13 protein-coding genes are annotated in these 18,648 nt (G+C 72.3%); 3 read left to right on the forward strand and 10 right to left on the reverse strand.

The annotated features are described in order from the left end of the window. Positions 1-111 precede the first annotated feature (111 nt). A complete protein-coding gene (locus ABZ079_RS22430; RefSeq protein ID WP_356941205.1) occupies positions 112-750 on the forward strand; it encodes a TetR/AcrR family transcriptional regulator in 639 nt (212 codons plus the stop codon). 124 nt (positions 751-874) lie between these two features. Here ABZ079_RS22430 and galE read toward each other — a convergent pair whose 3' ends face one another. From galE to ABZ079_RS22445, 3 genes are read right to left on the reverse strand one after another with little or no spacing between them, the layout of a single operon-like run. Beyond that, entirely contained in the window at positions 875-1,855 is a 981-nt protein-coding gene (gene galE, locus ABZ079_RS22435) for a UDP-glucose 4-epimerase GalE (RefSeq protein WP_356941206.1), read from the reverse strand. Positions 1,856-1,912: 57 nt separating this feature from the next. Beyond that, positions 1,913-3,541 (reverse strand): glycosyltransferase family A protein, encoded by a 1,629-nt coding sequence (locus ABZ079_RS22440; protein WP_356941207.1) that lies wholly within the window; start codon positions 3,539-3,541, stop codon positions 1,913-1,915. A gap of 44 nt (positions 3,542-3,585) precedes the next feature. Then, on the reverse strand, positions 3,586-4,881 hold the full coding sequence (locus tag ABZ079_RS22445) for a glycosyltransferase family 87 protein (RefSeq protein WP_356941208.1): 1,296 nt from the start codon (positions 4,879-4,881) through the stop codon (positions 3,586-3,588). Positions 4,882-5,209: 328 nt separating this feature from the next. Here ABZ079_RS22445 and ABZ079_RS22450 point away from each other — a divergent pair, with 328 nt between their 5' ends. Continuing rightward, positions 5,210-6,754 (forward strand): glycosyltransferase family 39 protein, encoded by a 1,545-nt coding sequence (locus ABZ079_RS22450; RefSeq protein WP_356941370.1) that lies wholly within the window; start codon positions 5,210-5,212, stop codon positions 6,752-6,754. Here the strand turns inward: ABZ079_RS22450 and ABZ079_RS22455 are convergent. Next, the gene (locus tag ABZ079_RS22455; protein ID WP_356941209.1) at positions 6,702-7,199 is read right to left on the reverse strand and encodes a MarR family transcriptional regulator; all 498 of its coding nucleotides are present in this window, start codon (positions 7,197-7,199) and stop codon (positions 6,702-6,704) included. The genes ABZ079_RS22450 and ABZ079_RS22455 overlap by 53 nt on opposite strands. Positions 7,200-7,322: 123 nt before the next feature. Here ABZ079_RS22455 and ABZ079_RS22460 point away from each other — a divergent pair, with 123 nt between their 5' ends. Then, a complete protein-coding gene (locus ABZ079_RS22460) occupies positions 7,323-7,736 on the forward strand; it encodes an organic hydroperoxide resistance protein (protein WP_356941210.1) in 414 nt (137 codons plus the stop codon). 114 nt (positions 7,737-7,850) lie between these two features. Here the strand turns inward: ABZ079_RS22460 and ABZ079_RS22465 are convergent, their stop codons facing one another. From ABZ079_RS22465 to ABZ079_RS22490, 6 genes are all read right to left on the reverse strand, one after another. Next, the gene (locus ABZ079_RS22465) at positions 7,851-10,055 is read right to left on the reverse strand and encodes a CDP-glycerol glycerophosphotransferase family protein (RefSeq protein ID WP_356941211.1); all 2,205 of its coding nucleotides are present in this window, start codon (positions 10,053-10,055) and stop codon (positions 7,851-7,853) included. Positions 10,056-10,061: 6 nt separating this feature from the next. Next, positions 10,062-12,302 carry a CDP-glycerol:glycerophosphate glycerophosphotransferase gene (locus ABZ079_RS22470; protein WP_356941212.1) on the reverse strand — a complete coding sequence of 747 codons (2,241 nt, stop codon included), beginning with the start codon at positions 12,300-12,302 and terminating at the stop codon, positions 10,062-10,064. A 125-nt stretch (positions 12,303-12,427) separates the two neighbouring features. Continuing rightward, positions 12,428-14,668 (reverse strand): bifunctional glycosyltransferase family 2 protein/CDP-glycerol:glycerophosphate glycerophosphotransferase, encoded by a 2,241-nt coding sequence (locus tag ABZ079_RS22475; RefSeq protein ID WP_356941213.1) that lies wholly within the window; start codon positions 14,666-14,668, stop codon positions 12,428-12,430. 178 nt (positions 14,669-14,846) lie between these two features. After that, positions 14,847-15,758: a carbohydrate ABC transporter permease gene (locus ABZ079_RS22480; RefSeq protein WP_356941214.1), complete on the reverse strand. Its 912-nt coding sequence runs from the start codon at positions 15,756-15,758 to the stop codon at positions 14,847-14,849. Continuing rightward, positions 15,755-17,035 (reverse strand): sugar ABC transporter permease, encoded by a 1,281-nt coding sequence (locus ABZ079_RS22485; protein WP_356941215.1) that lies wholly within the window; start codon positions 17,033-17,035, stop codon positions 15,755-15,757. Before ABZ079_RS22485 ends, ABZ079_RS22480 begins: the two co-directional genes overlap by 4 nt. A 70-nt stretch (positions 17,036-17,105) precedes the next feature. Continuing rightward, on the reverse strand, positions 17,106-18,485 hold the full coding sequence (locus ABZ079_RS22490; protein WP_356941216.1) for an ABC transporter substrate-binding protein: 1,380 nt from the start codon (positions 18,483-18,485) through the stop codon (positions 17,106-17,108). Between the last annotated feature and the right edge of the window lie 163 nt (positions 18,486-18,648).

Below are 18,648 nucleotides of genomic sequence, written 5' to 3' on the forward strand. Positions count from 1 at the left end.
CTTCCCCTCACGTTCCCTACGTCGGGACGGGACCGTATCGTCGCAACGTGAGCGTAGGCCCAATCGGCGTCGGAACGCAACCGTTTCGTCGTCACGGCCTATGCTGTCGGCATGACGACGAACGCCGACGAGTCCGCCGACGAGCCGCCGGCGCGTCCGCGCCGCCGGGCCCCCGCCGGGGCCGCCGTGCTCCGGGAGGACGTGACCGAGGCCATCCGGGCGGCCGTCTTCGAGGAACTCGCGGCCGTCGGCTACGCGCGCATGTCCATCGAGGGGATCGCCCGCCGGGCCGGCGTCGGGAAGACGGCGGTGTACCGGCGCTGGCGTTCGAAGCTGCACCTGGTGCTGGACGTCGTCTCGGCGATGGCGGTCCTGGGCTTCCCTGTCCCCGACACGGGTTCCCTGGAGGGCGACCTGCGCCTGCTCTACGAGGTCACGTCCCGCGCCCTCCGCCACCCGATAGCCTCGCAGATCATCCCCGACCTGCAGGCCGAGGCGGCCCGCAATCCCGACATCGCCGAGGCCTTCCAGAAGGCCCTGCGGGACGGCCAGGAGAGTGTGGCCAGCAAGATCGTGGCGGCGGCGGAGCGACGGGGTGAGATCCGCGCCGGCGTCGACCCCGACCTGGCCCTGGACCTGATCTCCGGCCCGCTCTACTGGCGTGCGGTGGTGATCCGCTCCCCGAAACCCCCGAAGGGCTACCTGGAAGAACTGGCCCGGGCTACCGCGGGGGCACTGAAGGCGCTGTGACCGCGCCGGCCGATCGCCGGGTCGGGGCGGTCGGTCCGGTTGCTCGCGGCACCCGCTCGCCATACCCCGGCAGAGGCACATGCAGGGGCAGGCCGGGGACGGGCCTCAGGACAACGGCGGTCTCCTACGACCGCGCCGCCTCCGGATGGTGTCGTACCCAGCCCTCCCAGGCCGACGTGATCATGTCCTGGACGTCGTACCTGGCCCGCCAGCCCAGTTCCGTGGCGATGCGGTCGGCGGAGGCGACGACGCGGGCGGGGTCGCCGGGGCGGCGCGGGGTGACGGCCGGAGGCCGGTCGTAGCCGGTGACCGCGTTGATGCGGTCGATCATCTCGCGGACGGAGACGCCCTCACCGCGGCCGATGTTCAGGGTCAGTTCGGTGCCGGGGGAGGAGCCCAGCGCGCGGGCGACGGTCACGTGGGCCTCGGCCAGGTCCACCACGTGGATGTAGTCGCGGACACAGGTGCCGTCGGGGGTCGGATAGTCGTCGCCGAAGATGCGCGGCGGCGCTCCCTCCGTCAGCTTCTCGAAGACCATCGGGACCACGTTGGACAGGCCGGTGTCGGCGAGTTCGGGGGTGGCCGCGCCCGCCACGTTGAAGTAACGCAGGGACGCGGTGGCGAGACCCGCCGCCCGGCCCGTGGCGCGGACCAGCCACTCGCCGGCCAGTTTCGTCTCGCCGTAGGGGGACAGGGGGTGGCAGGGCGTCTCCTCCGTCACCAGGTCCACGTCCGGCATGCCGTAGACCGCCGCCGAGGACGAGAACAGGAAGGACGGGACGTCCGCCGCCGTGACCGCCTCCAGGAGGACGCGCAGGCCCTCCACGTTCTCGCGGTAGTAGTGCAGCGGACGGCCCACCGACTCGCCCACCTGCTTCTTCGCCGCCAGGTGGACCACCCCGGTGATCTCGTGCTCGGCGAGCGTACGGGCCAGCCGGTCCCCGTCCAGGGTCGAGCCCCGCACCAGGGGGACCCTCGCCGGCAGACGCCCGGCGACGCCCGTGGACAGGTCGTCGTAGACGACCGTGCGCTCGCCCGCCTCGGCCATCGCCCGTACGACATGCGCCCCGATGTATCCGGCACCGCCGGTGATCAGCCAGGTCATGTGCGGCCGTCCCCTCGTCAGGTGTCCCGGGTGTCTCGGTGAGGCAGCCGGTGTCTGTCAGTGAAGCAGGCGGCGGAGCCGGCCGCGGGCCACCCTGGCGACACCGCGCACTCCGGTCGCCACACGCAGGGCCAGCGCACCGGAGTGGGTCGCGTACGGCTGCACCAGGAGCACGCCGTACCGCATGCTCGGGACGACGTGCCGGCGCAGCCGGCCGGCACCCGCCAGGGCGTGCGCCGTGACGTCCCGGTGCGCGCCGTCGGCGAAACGGAGGGTCAGCCGCAGGTCCCAGGTGCCTTCACCCAGCCCGGCCAGGTCGACGGGCACCTCGGCTGACCAGGTGTCCGCGCCGGAGGGCGTGAGAGCGGTCGTCGTGCACGCGGCCGCCCGATCGTCCACCCGGGAGTGCCAGTACACGTCCAGCTCCCTCGGGCCCGCCTCGGCCACCCTTCCGTACAGCTCGTGCAGCCGCAGGCGCAGCAGCGACGCACGCGCGCCCGGGCGCAGTTCCGCGTCCACCGCGAGCGGGAGGGCGCCGACGGGGCGGGTGAGCAGAGCGGCCAGGGTGACCTGGGGAAGGTCGGTGGACCAGACGGGGACCCCGTCGGGGGTGCGGGCACAGGGCGGGAGCAGGCGCGCCGGGCGGGCGGCGAGTTCCCGCAGACGGGGCAGGTCGCGCGGTTCGGGGGACTCCAGGACGACCCGCCCGAGCAGGCGTCCGGGGGCGGTGGGATTCAGCTCCCAGTCGGCGGCGTCGTAGCGCGCGAGGTACTCCCGGGTGTGCGTCCACCACGCGCGCCGGTAGTGCGTGTCGCGCAACCCCAGCTCACGCGCGTACATGCGGACCTCGTGGTCGAGGAACTTGGCCCGCGCCGCCCGCGCCAGCTCCTTCTGTCCGGCGCCCAGCAGGATGTCGTACGCCAGCGCGCACGCCTCGACGCGCGCCTTCCAGTTGGCGATGCGCTCCCGGTCCAGGGAGAGCGACAACTGCTCGGCGGACCGGCGCACGTGCCACACGTACACACGGTCCGGTACGAGTGCGATGCGCGGGCCGGCGGCCAGCACACGGGCGGTGAAGACGAAGTCCTCGTAGAGGAAGCGGCCCTCGGGGAAGCGGATACCGTGCTCGCGCAGGAAGCCGGTGCGGTACAGCTTGTTGACGCACAGCGTGTCGTGGACCAGGCGCGGACGCTGTGAGGGGCGCGCGAGGACGGTGTGCGCCGTGTAGAGCGGCTCCTGCCACGGCTGTTCGCGTCCCGACGGCAGCTCCCGCCGCACGCACAGTCCGCTCGCGACCTCGGCGCGCGCCCTCGTGGCCGCCGCCAGCAGCGCGTCCACCGCACCCGGCGGCAGGATGTCGTCGCTGTCCAGGAACATCACATACGGCGCCGTCGCCGCGTCGATCCCGGCGTTGCGGGGGCTGCCGCAGCCGCCGCTGTTCACTCCCCGGCGCACCACCCGCAGCCGGGGCTCCCCGGCGGCCAGCCGGTCGAGCAGCTCGGCGCTGCCGTCGGTGGAGCAGTCGTCCACGGCGATCACCTCGGCGACCGCGGGTCCCTGCGCCAGCGCCGAACGCACCGCGTCGCCCACATGGGCGCGGTCGTCGTAGCCGATGACGACGACGGCGACCTGCGGCGCCGGGTACTGGTCTGACGGGTCGGTCGGATCTGGCGTGTCTGGGTGCATGGGGTCCACGGGACGGCAGGGTGGGAAAATTCGGTAATACCCCGTTAAGAGATGCTCGGCGCTCGATCCGGAAGACGGTCGGGACCGGGCCGGGGTTGCCTCGTCGGCGCGTTCTTTCCGACCGGTGGCCGCGCGTTCTTTCCGGCCGGTGGCCGCGCGGCACGCCACACCCGCGCGAAGGACACCACGGCGGCGGCCGCCAGCAGCGTGTTGCGGGCCAGCATCAGCAGGCAGCCGGCCCAGCTGCCGTCGACCACCTCGCGGTAGCACATCGGGTACGCCACCGTGCTCAGCGCGGACGCCGCCAGGATCAGCACCGCCACCGGCCGCTGGCTGGTGCGCCGCGAGGTCAGGCACACGGCGGCGAGCCCGATCAGCCAGATCATGTACTGCGGGCTGATGACCCGGCTGGTGACCGTGAACAGCAGCACCGCGCTCAGCGCCGCGTCGTACGGCGTGGCCTCGCTCCAGTGGCGCGCCCGCACCCGCCACAGCACCAGCAGCCCGAAGGCCACCGCCGTGAGCGCGAGGGAGGCGTTCGCGACGGCGTGCACGTGCGGGCCGACCAGTTCCATCGCCCCGTACTGGTAGCGCACCCGGCCGCTCCAGCCGGCGTGCCGCGCGAGGCTGAGCGCCGTACCGCCGAGCGACTCGATCTGCACCCCACGGCCGCCCTGCTCCCGCAGGAAGGACAGCGGGCCGGTGAAGAAGACGGCGAGAAGCCCGAGGGAGGCGCTCCCGGCGGCCGCCGCCCACGCCCACGCCGTGCGGGTCGCCCGACCCGGGGGCGTGCCCAGCAGCACCAGCGCCGGCCACCCCTTCACCAGCGCGCCCAGCGCCCCGAACACGCCGCCCGCGCGCGGGGAGCGCGACACCGTCAGCAGGGAGAGGACGGCCAGGGCGGTGACCGTCACGTCGTACCGGGCGAGCGGGATGTGCAGCAGCAGTGGCAGGCCACCCGTCCACAGGGCCGCGCCGAGCAGGCTCCGCCCCGGCCGCGTGCCCGCGCGGACCAGCGCCGACGCGATCAGCGCGTCCACGGCCAGCGTCAGCACCACGAACGCCTGAAAATACGTCAGCCCCGGCACCAGGCCCGGCGCCAGCAGCACCGCACCCGCGCCCGGCGGGTACTGCCACAGCGCGTCGTGCGCCGGGAAGGAGCCGTGCGCGAGGACGCCGTACCAGTGGAAGTACAGCCGCCACACCTCACGCGCCACCGAGCGCCCGCCCAGCAGCGGGGTGGTGCCGTGCAGGAGCAGCCACAGCATCAGGGCACGGGTGGCGGGCCAGAGGGCGGTGAGGGCGAGGACCGGGCCGGGGGTGACACGGAGACGGTTCATCACATGGGAGCCTAAGCGGTACGGATGGTGTATTCATGCCGATACGCCGTCAATGCGGTGCAAATATTGGCTAATCGCAAAAGATCGGGCCGTGGTGAACGTCGGGCTTCCTGTGAAACCGCAGTCGCGCCGGGCGGCTGGAGCGAAAGCTGCCGCATCCACCGGTGCAACGACGCGGCCGCCGAATGGTGCACCGAACCGTGGGGCGGACCCCGTGCCGAGCCGTGCGCCGTGGAGCCTCCCGGCGCGGGTCCGCCGGGCCGCCACCGTGTGCGCACCCGCCCTGGCCATACTCGCGATCGGGCTGTGGCGGCTCGACCGGGGCGGGATGTGGCGCGACGAGGCCGTCACCTTCCAGGTCGCACGCCGCACGGTGCCGCAGATCTGGCGGCTGCTGCACGGCGTGGACGCGGTGCACGGCCTGTACTACCTCCTCATGCACGCCGTCCTCGCCGTCCGTCCCGGAGAGGTCGTCCTGCGGCTCCCGTCGGTGTGCGCGGCGGCGGTGACGGCCGGTCTGGTGGCCGCGCTGGGCGCCCGCCTGGTCCGGCCGCGCGTCGGCCTGTGGGCCGGGCTGCTCTACGCCGTCACGCCGATGGCCGGCCACTACGCCCAGGAAGGCCGCTCCTACGCCCTGGTGGCGGCCGGGGCCACCGGTGCGACGCTGCTGTTCGTGCGAGCCGTGCAGGGGGACTCCTGGTGGGCGTACGGCACCGTCCTCGGCCTCACCTGCTGGCTGCACGAGTTCGCGGTCCTGCTGCTGCTCGCCCACGCGGTGTCGCTGGCGCTGGCCCGGGCCGGGAGCGGGGTGTGGCGGGGCTGGGGGCGGGTGTCCGGCGGGGTCGTCCTCTCGCTGCTGCCGATGGTGCTGGTGTCACGGGCACAGGCGGCGCAGGTCGCCTGGCTGCGGAGGCCTACGGCGGCCACGGCGGACGGGCTGTGGCGGGGTTTTCTGGGCTCGACGCCGGGGGTGTACTGGGTGTGTCTCGCGCTGGCCCTGCTCGGTCTTGCGGGACTGGTGGGACGGCGGGGTGAGGTCACCTGTGCGGGGGTGGCGCTGCCGTTGACGGTGGTGCCGCCGGTCACCTTGATGCTGGCCTCGCAGTTCTCGCCGCTCTACGTCGATCGGTACGTGCTGTACGCGCTGGGCGGGGCGCCGTTGTTGGTGGCCGGCGGAGCCGACTGGGTGGCGGGGATGGCGGGGCGGCTGCGGCTCGGCGGCCGTCGTGTGCCCACCCTTGCGATAACGAACCCTCCGTTGCGGCCCCGCTTGGCGTCGCGGTCCCGGCTGGTCACCCTCGCCGGTGTACTGGCCGTCGCCCTCGCCCTCCTCCACCATCTCCCCCTCCTCCGCGCCGACCGCAGCCCGGACACCCGGCCCGATGACCTCGCCGCCGTCTCCCGGCTCGCCGCGCGGAAGTCGGGGCCCGGGGATCCGGTGCTCTTCCTGCCGGTGCAGACGCGGAACGTGGCGATCACCTACCCGGGCGCGTTCCGGGGGGCGCGGGACGTGGCGCTGGTGGAAGGGGCCGCCGAGTCCGGGACGCTGTACGGGCGCGAGGCCGGGCCCGGTGAGCTGCGCCGGAGGCTGGCCCGGCTGGACCGGGTGTGGGTCGTCGCTGACCAGGCCCTGCTCGCCGGTCGCTGGATCCCGCGCAACCCCACCGAGCGGGCCAAACTCGCCGTGCTGGCCGCGGACTTCGCGGGGTGCGAGGAGGTCGTACGAGACGGGGTGACCGTACGGCTCTACGTCCGCCGGGCCAGGCCCCGTCATCCGGCTCCCGCCCTTCGGGCGGACGGCGGGAGTCCGGCGACAGAACCTAGCGGGCGCTCCCCGCTTCCGCCGACGCCGCCGCGTCCAGCGCGGTGGTGAGCTGGTCGAGCCGTTCCCGCAGCTCGCCGATCTCCGCCAGGTCGAAACCGGTCGCCGCCACGATCCGCCGCGGCACCTCCAGGGCCCGCTCGCGCAGCGCCGCGCCCTCCTCGGTGAGCCGCACCCGCACCGAGCGCTCGTCCTGCGCGTTGCGCTCGCGCCGCACGAGACCGGCCCCCTCCAGCCGCTTCACCAGCGGGGACAGCGTGCCGGAGTCGAGCCGCAGATGTTCGCCGAGCTTCTTGACGGGCAGGTCGCCCTGTTCCCACAGCACCAGCATCACCAGGTACTGCGGGTAGGTGAGCCCGAGGTCCTTGAGGATCACGCGGTAGACGCCGTTGAAAGCGCGGGACGCGGCGTGCAGGGAGAAGCAGATCTGGCGGTCCAGCCGCAGCCAGTCGGTGTCGGACGCGGCGGTGGTCTGCGGGGTAGGCGAGGCGGTCATGGGTCCAGGGTAGCTCTTGCGAGCCATTAGGTTGCGCACAATTTAATTGTGTGCTCTACTCGGGATAGCGACGGACCGCAAAGGATCCCGTCACGCACCCCACATCGAGAGGGATGGTCTTCCATGGACGCGCTCTACACCGCTGTCGCCACCGCCACCCACGGCCGTGAGGGCCGTGCCGTCTCCTCGGACGGCAAGATCGACCTCGCCCTGGCCATGCCGGTGGAGCTGGGCGGCAACGGCCAGGGCACCAACCCGGAGCAGCTCTTCGCCGCCGGTTACGCCGCCTGTTTCGGCAGTGCCCTCGGCCTGGTCGGGCGCCAGGCGAAGGTGGACGTCAGCGACGCGGCGGTGACCGCCGAGGTCGGCATAGGCAAGCAGGGCGAGGGCTTCGGGCTGAAGGTGACGCTCCGCGTCGAGCTGCCCGGCACCGTGGACGAGGCGACCGGCCGCAAGCTGGTCGAGACCGCCCACCAGGTCTGCCCGTACTCCAACGCCACCCGCGGCAACATCGACGTCGACATCGTCATCGAGTAACAGCCGGGCGCCCACCCGGACCCCTGAGCGCCCGGGCGTCCGGACCCCTGACGTCCGGACGCCCGGTCACCCGGGCGGTCACGACCGGCCGGGCGCCCGGGCGTCCGGTCGTTGTCACGCAGAGGTCAGCACGTCGTGGCCCGTGGCCTGACCGGGCAGCCGGATCCGCGTTCCGGGCATGGCCTCGCCCAGCAGCAGGGTCCGTACGACCCGTTCGGCGGCGCGCCCGTCGTCGAACTCGCAGAACCGGGCCCGGAAGTGCGCCCGCAGCCGCGCCGACTCCGCGTCCCGCCACGAACCCGAGTCGAACAGCCCAGCCAGCTCCCGGTAGGAGTGGGCGACATGGCCCGGCGGCTCGGCGGTGAGGTCGAAGTAGGTGCCCCGGCTCGCGGTGTACGCGGGCCAGTCGTCGGCGTGCACCACGATCGGCCGGTCCAGGTTGGCGTAGTCGAACATCACGGCCGAGTAGTCGGTGACCAGCACGTCCGCCGCGAGCAGGACGTCCTCGAGGCGCGGCTCGCCGGTCGCGTCGACCACGATCCCGCGCCGCGCCAGCTCGGTGAGGGCCATGCCCCGCGCGTGGCCGTTCGCCAGCGAGGGATGCAGCCGGACCACCAGGGTGTGCCCCTCGCCGAGGTCGGCCGCGAACCGGGCCGGGTCGATCCGGTCCACGTGCCCGCCCCGGCGGTAGTCCCGGCGGGTCGGCGCGTACAGCACGACCGTGTGGTCCTCGGGGATGCCGTGCCGCTGCCGGAAGTCGCCGGCGCCGGCGTTCACCAGCACGTCGTTGCGCGGGCTGCCGGTGCGCACCGAGGCGAAGTGGCATGGGTAGGCCCGCTCCCAGACCAGCTCGGAGTGGCGGTTGGCGACCAGGCTGTAGTCCCAGCGGTCGGCCCGGCGCAGCATCTGCGGCACGTCGAAGCCGAGCCGGGCGCCGGGCTTGTCCAGCAGGTCGGCGCCCATGTACTTGAGCGGGGTTCCCTGGTGGGTGTGGATGTGCACGCTGCCGGGCCGCTTGGCCAGGGTGCCGGGCCAGTTGACGTCGTTGACGAAGAACTTCGCCCGCGCGGTGACCTCCAGATAGCGCCGGGAGCCCACGATCACGTGTTCCACGTCCGGCGGCAGCTGCCCGGCGGCCTCCGCGTCCCGCACCACCCACACCCCGCGCAACTGCGGGGCGATCTCCCGCGCCTTGCGGTAGACGGCCGCCGGGTCGCCGAGCACGCCCCGGTGCGAGGACGCCGAGTACACCACGAGGTTCTCGTCCAGCGGGCGGCGGGCGTGCAGGGACGCCCAGCCGGTGCGGGCCCGCGCGGCCGCCGCCCGGCGTGCCAGGCCCGCCCGCCGAGCCGCCTCCCGTCCGGCCCGCGTCGCCTGCCGCCTCAGCCGGTACCCCGCCCAGGAACCCTCCAGCACGGCCACCTCACCGTCCACCAGGGCGCCTTCGGGCCTGTGCTCGCGGAACATCCGCGCCGTACGCCGGAAGAACTCCGCCTTGTCGGCGGGCGGCAGCCGGTCCGGCTTGGCCAGGATGTCCAGGCAGTGCTCGCCCATCTTGCGGTGCAGGTACGGCCGCCAGTTCGCCAGCTCCGGCCGCTGCTCGACGAAGGCGAAGACCCGCTCGTACTGGTCGTGGATGTCGAAGTGCTTGCGGCTGGTGGTGGACAGGATGTTGCCCTGCCGCCGCTGCCGGTAGTTCAGGCAGATCCGGTCCAGGGCGGCGATCCGCCCGGCGCTGAGCATGACCGGGAAGGTCCAGGGGGTGTCCTCGTAGTAGCCGGGCGGGAACTCGAAGCCGTTCTCCGTGACGAACTCCCTGCGGTAGACCTTGTTCCAGACCACCATCAGCAGGTCCAGGATCCGCGGGTACCCGGCGACCGTGAAGGTGCCCGGGCCGGCCTCGGCGAGCACGTCGGCCAGCACATTGCGCCGGGTGCCCCCCCACCAGTAGGTGCGCGCGTAGTCGAAGACGAGCACGTCCGGGTCGGCGGCCTCCTCCAGCCGGTCGGCGACGGCCCGCAGCGCGCCCGGGGTGAGCGTGTCGTCGCTGTCGAGGAAGAAGAGGTAGTCGCCGGTGGCGTGGGGGAGCCCCGCGTTGCGGGCCCGGCCGAGGCCCACGTTCTCCGGCAGGTGCAGCACCTTCACGCGCGGATCCCGCCCCGCGTACTCGTCGAGGATCGCGCCGCAGCCGTCCGGGGAGCAGTCGTCCACGGCGATCAGCTCGAAGTCGTCGAAGGACTGTTCCAGCACCGAGTCCAGGCACTCGCGCAGGAAGCCCTGCACCTTGAAGCAGGGCACGATCAGACTGAAGCGGGGCACGGCGGGTCAGCTCCTCACGAGGGTCGCGGCGGCGGGGGCGGGGATGCGTTCCGCGAGCGGGATCACGGGCGGGACCGCTTCCGGCGGCTCGCCGAGCAGCACCCGCCGTACGACGCGCTCGGCGGCCCGCCCGTCGTCGAACTCGCAGAACCGCTCCCGGAACGCGGCCCTGAGCGCCCTGGCCTCCGGGCCCGCGTACGAGCCGTCGCGGAAGATCCCGGCCAGCTCCCCGGGGGTGCGGGCGACGGGGCCGGGCGGCTCGGCCGGCAGGTCGAAGTAGACCCCCCGGGTCTCCCGGTAGACGTCCCAGTCGTCGGCGTACACGACGATCGGCCGGTCCAGGTTGGCGTAGTCGAACATGATCGACGAGTAGTCCGTGACCAGCGCGTCCGCGGCCAGGCACACATCCTCGGTGGAGCGGTGCCCGGTCACGTCGATGATCCGGCCGGAGCCCCCGGAGCGACCCCGGTCGTAGAAGTAGTGGGCGCGCAGCAGCACGACGACGTCCTCGCCGGCCGCCTCGCAGAACGCCTCCAGGTCCAGGCCGGGCTCGAAGCCGGTGTGGTGGTCGCGGTGGGTCGGCGCGTACAGCACGGCCGTCCTGCCCTCCGGGACCCCCAGCTCCCGGCGGATGCGGGCGACGTCCTCGGCGGTCGCCGTGTAGTAGACGTCGTTGCGTGGATAGCCGTACTCCAGATGCTCGTACGAGCCGGGGAAGGCCCGCTCCCACATCTGGGTGGAGTGGCGGTTGGAGGAGAGGTTGAAGTCCCAGCGGTCGACGCGGCCCAGCAGCCTGGTGAAACTGCCGGACCGCGCGGCCACCACCGGATACGTCGACTGGTCCACGCCCATCGTCTTCAGCGGGGTGCCGTGCTGGGTCTGCAGATGAACGCTGCCGGGCCGCTTGACGACCCCCTCGGCGAAGTTGGCGTTGTTGATCAGGTACGTGGCGCGGGCCAGCACCTCCCAGTAGCGGCGGGAGCCGATCACCGCGTACTCGACGTCCTTCGGCATCGCCTGGGCCTGGCCGGCCTCGACCAGGAACACCGAGCGGATGTGCGGGGCGAGTTCCCGGGCCTTGGCGTGGATCGCGGCCGGGTTGCAGGCGTAGCCGCGGCCCCAGTAGGCGCAGTACACCGCGAGGTGCGGGTCGAGCGGGCGGCGCAGGTCGCGGGCGTAGCGCAGCCGGGTGCGCAGCATGCGCGGGCGGGGCAGGCGCTCGGCCGAGCGTGCGGCCACCTGGTTGGCGCCGCGCAGGGCGCGGAAGGCGGTGTACGCGCCCGTCGCCAGCAGCCGGTGCTGCACGCCCAGGCTGCCGCCCGGCGCCCGGTAGCCGCTCGGCCGGTGGCGTCGGTAGAGGCGGCCGGCCCGGCGGAAGAACGACCGGTGTCCGGAGGGCAGCCGCTCCGGCCGGGACGCCGTCTTGAGCACCACGGCGAACAGCTGCTCGAACAACGGTCCGGTCCGCTCGGCCGGCAGGGCACGCTCGGCGGCACGCGTCAGCACCAGGTCCACCTGGTCGAGCAGGGTGTGCTGACCCGGGCCGGGGAGATTGAGCCGGCTGCCCTGCCGGCGCAGCCGGTGCCGTACGACGACCCGGCGCAGCACCGCGATCCGCTCGGCGGCGATCGTGGTCAGGCCGCCCCAGCCGAGATCGGTGAAGAGGCCCTCCGGGAAGGCCAGTTCGTGCTCGGCGAGGAAACCGCGGCGGTAGACGGCGCTCCACGCCGGGAGCGGCACACCGGTCAGCGCGGGCAGGTCGGCGGGGGCGAAAGGACCCTTGGGGGCCTTGGCGAGCAGGGGCGCGGCCGGGTTCGTCGGTTCGCCCTCCCACCAGGGGGCGCGCTCGTGCTCCGCGTACAGCACGTCCACGCCGGCGGTCTCGGCCAGGCGGGCGTCCAGCGCCGCGAGCGCGCCCGGCAACAGCAGGTCGTCGCCGTCCAGGAACAGCAGATAGGTGCCGGTCGCCGCGCGCATCCCGGCGTTGCGCGCCCCGCTCAGACCGGCGGACGGCGGCGAGTGGACCGGGGTCACCCGGGAGTCCCGCTCCGCGTACCCGGTGGCGACCTCCCCCGAGTTATCGGCTGCGCTCGAACAGGGGGGACCCCCATCGGCCGGCGCGTCGGGGGCGTCGCAGACCGGGATCAGCTGCAGGTCGCCGAAGGACTGGCCGAGGACCGAGTCCAGCGCCTGGGACAGCCGGCCGGCGACGCCGTGGGACGGGACGATGATACTGAAGCGGGGCATTCTGTTCTTTCTGTCGTCTTGCGGGCACGGCCGGGCCGTCCCGCCGGACGCCAGGTGGACGGCCGGCTCGGGGTGGGCCGCGTCGAGCCGAGGGGCATGGGAACTCCCAAAGGGACCAACGGTGTTCAGCGGCACTCGGTGACGGGGAGCGGACCGGAAGGTTGCGGCACGGTGGTCAGCGGGGGGTGCGCGAGCGTCGACGCGGCCGACGGCACCGGCCTGCGCTCGGCGAGCGGCACGATCTCCGGCAGCCCCTCCGTCTCGCCCAGCACCACACGCCGTACGACCCGCTCCGCGGCGCGTCCGTCGTCGTACGGGCAGAACCGTTCCCGGAACGCCGCCCGCAGCTGCGCGGAGCGCGAACCGCACCAGTGACCGGTGGCGAAGACGTCGATCAGCTCGTCCTCGCTGCGCGCCACCGCGCCCGGCGGGAAGGCACGCAGGTCGAAGTAGGTGCCACGGGCGGCCCGGTATGTCTCCCAGTCCGCGGTGTGCACGACGATCGGCCGGTCCAGGTTGGCGTAGTCGAACATGATCGACGAGTAGTCGGTGAGCAGCGCGTCCGAGGCGAGGCACAGGGATGCCGCGTTCGGGTGGTCGGCGACGTCGATGATCCGGGTGCCCTCGCCGAGGGAGCCGCCGTGCGCGGGGTGGGGGCGGGCCAGGATCACGAAGCGCGGGCCGAGGCGGCGCACGATCCGCTCCAGGTCCAGCAGCGGGCGCTGGGTCCGGCGGTGGTCGCGGTACGTCGGCGCGTACAGGATCGCGACCGCCCCCTCGGGGATGCCGAGCGACTCGCGCAGCCGGGCCACGTCCGCCGGCGTCGCCCGCTGGAGGACGTCGTTGCGCGGAGAGCCGTACTCCAGGGTGGTGTAGCGGCCCGGGAAGACCCGCTCCCAGGTGAGGGTGGAGTGCCGGTTGCCGGACAGGACGTAGTCCCACTGGTCGACGCCTCGCAGCACCTCCTCGAAGTCGGTGTCCCGGGCGGCGGCCGGGTGCTCCTGGAGATCGAGGCCCATCTGCTTGAGGGGGGTGCCCTGCTGGGTCTGGACGAAGACCTGGCCGGGGCGCTTCCTCAGCCGGGGGTCGAAGCCGGCGTCGTTCACCAGGTACCTGGAGCGGGCCAGCGCCGTCCAGTAGGCGGCCGTGCCGGGGCGCAGCCGGCGCGGGCCTGGCGGGACGGTGTGCTGCTGCTCGGGGCGGGCGATCCACGCGGTGCTGATGTGCGGGACGTGCGTCCGGAACGCCTCCTCCAGTGCGCCCGGATCGCAACGCCCCCAGGAGGCGGCGAACACGGCCCGGTCGCCGCGCAGCGGCAGCCGCAGCTGGATGCGGTAGTGCAGCCGGAGCGCGCCGGACCTCAGACCGCGGGCCAGCTTCACGGCCGACTTCAGCGCGCGCCGGCGGACGGCCGAGGCCAGCCGGAGCCCCCGGAACGTGCGGTGCAGAGCGTGGCGGACCAGGGTGTGCCGCAGCCGGACCCTGGCCCCCGGGACCCGGTAGCGGCGGCAGTGGGCGCGGGCCCGGTGCAGGAAGTCGCGGTGGCTGCCGCGCGGCAGCCTTCCCCGCCTGGCGAACACCACGGCGTAGTGGTCGACCATGCGGCGGAACAACTCCGGACGCCACCGCGCGAGTTCGGGCCGTTCCTCGACGTACGCGAACACCCGGTCGTACTGATCGAAGAGGTCGAAGTGCTTGACACTGGTGGTGCCGAGGATGTTGCCCTGCCGGCGCTGCCGGTAGTGCACGCACACCCGGTCCAGGGTGGCGATCGACTCCGCCGTCATCAGCACCGGGAAGGTCCAGGGCGTGTCCTCGTAGTAGCCCGGGGGGAACGCGAAGCCGTGTTCCTCGACGAACTCCCGCCGGTAGGCCTTGTTCCAGGCCACCATCAGCACCCTGAGCAGCCCCGGCCGGTCCTCCAGCCGGAACGGCGCCGGGCCCCGCTCGGTGAGCTGGGCGGCGAGCTGGTTGCGGACCGCCCGGCCGTCCCAGTACGTGCGCGCGTAGTCGTAGACCAGGACGTCCGGCTCGCCGGTCTCCTTGAGCCGGTCGGCGACCGACCGCAGCGCGTCCGGGGTGAGCGTGTCGTCACTGTCCAGGAAGACCAGGTAGTCGCCGCTCGCCTCGGCCATGCCCGCGTTCCGGGCGCGGCCGAGCCCCTGGTTCTCGGCCAGGTGCACGGGCTTCACGCGCGCGTCCCGGGCCGCGAACTCGTCGATGATCGCGCCGCAGGCGTCCGGTGAGCAGTCGTCCACGGCGATCAGTTCGAGGTCGGGATACGACTGCGAGAGCACCGACTCCAGGCACTCGGAGAGGTACGCCTGGACCTTGTACGCGGGGACGATGACACTGAACCTGGGCAAGGTGACATCCATGGGTCGGTCGGCGCGGGCCTTCTGCCCGGGGAACGGCCGATGGAGTGACTTGGTTACGGCCCGTACGGCGTGTGGGCTACATCAGAGGCACGCGAAGGGGCGGGCCTCTCAGGACCCGCCCCGCGAAACACAGCCTGCACGCGGCCGGTTGAGCGCCCGAGCGTGGCTACTTGACCGCGCCCGCCATCACGCCCGACACGAACTGCCGCTGGAACGCGAAGAAGACGGCCAGCGGGATCACCATGGAGATGAACGCGCCGGGCGCCAGCACGTCGATGTTGTTGCCGAACTGCCGTACCTGCGTCTGCAGGGCGACCGTGATCGGCTGCGTGCCCGACTTGGTGAACACCAGCGCCACCAGCATGTCGTTCCATACCCACAGGAACTGGAAGATGCCGAGGCTCGCGATCGCCGGCCCGCCGAGCGGCATCACCACCCGGGCGAACAACCGCAGTTCGCCGGCGCCGTCCAGCCGGGCCGCCTCCAGCAGCTCCCGGGGGATCTCGGCGAAGAAGTTCCGCAGCAGGAACACCGCGAACGGCAGACCGAAGCCCGTGTGGAACAGGATCACGCCGAGGATCGTCCCGAACAGTCCGAGCTTGCCGAACAGTTCGGCGATCGGGATCAGCGCCACCTGCACGGGCACCACCAGCAGGCTCACCACGCCCAGGAACCACCAGTCCCGGCCCGGGAACTCCATCCACGCGAACGCGTAGCCCGCGAGGGAACCGATCACGACGACCAGGACGGTCGCCGGGACGGTGATCAGCACGGTGTTCACCAGGGAGTCGGTGATGTCGCCGTTCTCCAGCAGCCTCTGGTAACTGTCGACGGTGAGTTGGGACGGCTTGGAGAACACCGTCCACCAGCCGCTCGCGCTCATGTCCTGCGGAGCCCGCAGCGAGGAGATGAGCAGACCGATGGTCGGCACCAGCCAGAACAGGCCCACGACGGTCAGGAGCACGCGGACCAGCCCGCCGCTCAGCCTCCCGGCGACCTTCGAACCGAGCGACTGCCTGCCCTTCACCGCCGTGTCGGCGGGGGACACCTTCCCGATGTCTCCGGCGGTCGCCGTCATCGCCGCACCTCCCGCCGCAGCCTGCGGATGTTGAACAGCATCACCGGGATCACCAGCAGCAGCAGGAACACCGCGATCGCGCTCGCGATGCCCGGCTGGCTCTCCGCGAAGCCCTTGCGGTACAGCTCCAGGGCGAGCACGTTCGCGTCGTCCTGGGAGGAACCGGGGGCGATGATGTAGACGAGGTCGAACACCTTCAGCACGTTGATCATCAGCGTGACGGTGACCACCGCGAGGACCGGTGCGAGCAGCGGCACGGTGACCCTGCGGAACACCTGCCACTCGTTGGCCCCGTCCACCCGCGCGGCCTCCAGCAGCTCCCGGGGCACGCCCGCGAGCCCGGCCGCGATCAGCACCATCGCGAAGCCCGCCCACATCCACACGTACGCCCCGATGACCGCCGGGGTGACCAGCGCCGGGCCGAGCCAGTCCACACCGTTGTACGGCTCCCTGAAATTGCCCGCGGGCAGCCGCAGCCGGGCCCCGTCGGCCGACGCGGGCAGGGTGAAGGTGCCGTCGCCGGCCGCCTTCGCGGCGGCGACCACCTTGCCGTCCTTCACCGCCTCGATCCGCATCCCGGCATAACCCAGCTCGGACGGGTCGGGCGCGCCGAGCCTCCCGACGCCCCTGCCGCGCGTGAAGTCCTGCCAGGCGGTGCCGGTGATCTTCCCCGGCTCGGGCGTGGCCGCCGCGGCCTTTTCCGCACCGTCCGGCATCTGGTCCGGGGCGACGCCGACGAGGGGCAGGTTGACCGGCTGCCCGGCATGCACGGCGGCCCTGGTGACGAAGCCGCCGTCCTGCGCCACGAGCGGCGACTCGCGTCCCGGGTGGGCCTTCGGGAACGCCGACGACTCGGCGAAGGTGTCGTGGACACCCACCCACACGGCGTTCGCGACACCCTTGTCCGGGTCCTGGTCGTACACCAGCCGGAAGATGATCCCGGCCGCCAGCATCGAGATCGCCATCGGCATAAAGACGACCAGCTTGAACGCCGTTCCCCAGCGCACGCGTTCGGTCAGCACCGCGAAGATCAGACCGAGCGCGGTGGAGACCGTGGGCGCGAACACCACCCAGATGACGTTGTTCTTCAGCGCGGTGCGGATGCTGTCGTCGGTGAAGAGGGTCTTGTAGTTGTCGACCCCGGCGAAGCCGTCGCCCGAGGTGTTGTAGAAGCTGCGGACGACGGAGTACCCGATCGGGTAGACCACGAGCGCGCCGAGCAGCACCAGGGCCGGCAGCAGGAACAGGGCTGCCACGGCCTTGCGGGTGCCGGTCACGCTCTTGCGACTGCGAGGCGCGGCGGGGCCCGGTGGGGCCCCGGCCGCCGCTGCCGACGCCATGGCCGGATCAGCTCCCGCTTCCGTACGCGGCCGCCGCGTCCTTCTCCAGCCGCGCCTGGGCACCCGCGACGTCCTTGGGGTTCCTCAGGAAGTCCTGCAGATCCTTCCACTCGCCCTTGCCCGGGGTGCCACCGAAGGCCTGCGGGGCCTGGTCGGACATGTCGAAGCGGAAGTCGTCACCGGACGCGATCAGCGCCTTGGCGATCTTCTGCTGGACCGCGTTCGGGTACACCGAGACCGGCACGCTCCTGTTCGGCGAGAGGTAGCCGCCGAGCTTCGCCTGGATCGTCGCCGCGTCCGGGGAGGCGAGGAAGGTGACCAGGGCCTGCGCCGCCTTGGAGTCCTTCAGGATCACCGCCGCGTCACCGCCGGACACCACGGGCGCGGCCGAGCCGACCGCCGGGAACGGGAACACCTTCGCGTCCGTGCCCACCTTCGCCTTGGTCTCAGCGATGTTGACCTGCACGAAGTCGCCCTCGTAGACCATCGCGGACTTCGGCTGGGCGCCACCGGTGAAGGTCTGGGTGACCGAGTTGGTGAACTCCGTCTGCAGCGCGCCGTTCTGGCCACCGGCCAGGTACTCCTTCTTGCCCCACAGCTGGGCCAGCGTGGTCAGCGCCTGCTTCACCGACGGATCGGTCCACTTGATCTTGTGCTGGGCGAGCTGGTCGTACTTCTCCGGGCCCGCCTGGGACAGATAGACGTTCTCGAACCAGTCGGTCAGCGGCCAGCCGTCCGCGCCGGCCACCGAGAACGGGGTGACACCGGAGTCGTACACCGCCTGCGACGCGGTCAGCAGGTCCTGCCAGGTCTTGGGCTCCTTGGCGCCCGCGTTCTCGAAGACCTCGGCGTTGTACCAGATCAGCGACTTGTTGGCGGCCTTGTAGTAGACGCCGTACTGCTTGCCGTCGACCTTGCCGATGTCCTGCCAGCCCTGTGAGTAGTTCTTCTGCAGTTCCTTCAGGGCCTCCGGCCCGAGGGGCTTGGCCCACTTCTTCTGCACGGCCTGCCTGATGGCGCCCGGCTGCGGAAGCAGCGCCACGTCCGGCGGCTGGCCGCCCGCGATCTTCGAACCGAGGAAGTTGATGATCGGGTCCTGGGCGGGCACGAAGGTGACCTTCGCGCCGGTGCGCTTCTCGAACTCCGCGAGGACCTGCTTGAAGTTCTTCTGCTCCTGACCGGTCCAGACGGCGGCGATCTCCAGATGCGCGCCGTTGAGCTTCGGCAGGGTGACGGTGGAGCCGGTGACTCCACCGCTGTGGTCCCCGTTGTCCTTCTTGTCCTTGTCGCCGCTGGAGCAGGCGCTGAGCGCGAGCGCTCCCGTGAGCAGTGCGGCGAGTGTGGTGACGGCCCTGTGTGTCCGGATCGTGCTGCTCCTGCTGTGCATCACTTCCCCGTTCGTCGTTCTTCTTTTGAACGTCGTCGAAGGTCAGAAACTCTGTCCCGTGCCGTCCGGTGTACGCCGGGCCGCTCAGCGCGGGCAAGAGCGCCTGCGGTGTCAACCCGCTCATCGTGACCGGCTCGTGACCGGGAGTGTATGCGTCCAGGTT

The sequence above is a fragment of the Streptomyces sp. NPDC006314 genome (assembly GCF_040613075.1).
GTDB lineage: Bacteria > Actinomycetota > Actinomycetes > Streptomycetales > Streptomycetaceae > Streptomyces.